We start from the raw sequence: 1,450 nt of genomic DNA on the forward strand, positions 1-1,450 counted from the left end.
TTCTGCCCGAGCTGTGGGGCGCGGCGGATGGCCGAAAGTGCCGCCTTGCTGGTTGATGAAGTACTGCCTGAACAACCCATGCGTCAGTGGGTGTTGAGCTTCCCGTTTCAGCTGCGTTTCCTGTTTGCCAGCCGGCCCGAGATCATGGGGTGGGTGCTGGGCATCGTTTACCGCGTCATTGCCACGCACCTGGTCAAGAAAGCGGGCCATACCCACCAAGTGGCCAAGACGGGCGCGGTCACCCTGATCCAGCGTTTTGGATCGGCGCTCAATCTGAATGTTCACTTCCACATGCTGTTTCTCGACGGTGTGTATGTCGAGCAATCCCACGGCTCAGCGCGTTTCCGCTGGGTCAAGGCGCCGACCAGCCCAGAGCTCACCCAGCTGACGCACACCATCGCCCACCGGGTGGGTCGCTATCTGGAACGGCAAGGCCTGCTGGAACGGGATGTCGAAAACAGCTATCTGGCCTCGGATGCGGTGGATGACGACCCGATGACACCCCTGCTGGGGCACTCGATCACTTACCGTATCGCTGTCGGTTCACAGGCGGGGCGAAAGGTGTTCACTTTGCAAACTCTGCCGACCAGTGGTGATCCGTTCGGTGACGGGATTGGCAAGGTAGCCGGGTCCAGCCTGCACGCCGGCGTGGCGGCCAGGGCCGATGAACGCAAGAAGCTCGAACGGCTGTGCCGGTACATCAGCCGCCCGGCGGTATCCGAGAAGCGGCTGTCGTTAACACGAGGCGGCAACGTGCGCTACCAGCTCAAGACGCCGTACCGGGACGGCACCACGCACGTCATTTTCGAACCATTGGATTTCATTGCAAGGCTGGCCGCCCTGGTACCGAAGCCCAGAGTCAACCTAACCCGCTTCCACGGGGTGTTCGCACCCAACAGTCGGCACCGGGCGTTGGTCACGCCGGCAAAACGGGGCAGGGGCAACAAGGTCAGGGTGGCTGATGAACCGGCAACACCAGCACAACGGCGAGCGTCGATGACATGGGCGCAACGGCTCAAGCGTGTTTTCAATATCGACATCGAGACCTGCAGCGGCTGCGGCGGCGCCATGAAAGTCATCGCCTGCATTGAAGACCCTATAGTGATCAAGCAGATCCTTGATCACCTGAAGCACAAAGCCGAAACCAGCGGGACCAGGGCGTTACCCGAAAGCCGGGCGCCACCGGCTGAGCTGCTCCTGGGTCTGTTTGACTGACGAGCCTGAAGGCCAACGATACCAATCAAAATGCTGCGTTCACAGCGCCGCGGCAGGGATCCGCCGTGCTGGTTGTCGGAAAAGGAGCCGCTAGTGGGAAAGAGGAGGGTAAATTTTCAGCGTTGCTGGCTCCCCGTCAGCCGGATTGGGTTGCATCGCAGGGGTGTCGAAAGAGTCAACTGCGGTCCAAAGCTGTTGGACTTGGGTGAAAAGGGCGTTTATTCTTCCTATACGT

The 1,450-nt window shown here is 60.4% G+C and carries 1 protein-coding gene; it reads left to right on the forward strand.

The window, feature by feature from the left end:
* Positions 1-1,215, forward strand: a 1,215-nt coding sequence (locus KU855_RS18670; protein ID WP_198091749.1) for an IS91-like element ISVsa3 family transposase, incomplete at its 5' end; no start/stop codon positions are given.
* Positions 1,216-1,450 lie beyond the last annotated feature (235 nt).

Origin of the sequence: Shewanella sp. NIFS-20-20, assembly GCF_019209865.1 — a bacterium.
GTDB lineage: Bacteria > Pseudomonadota > Gammaproteobacteria > Enterobacterales > Shewanellaceae > Shewanella.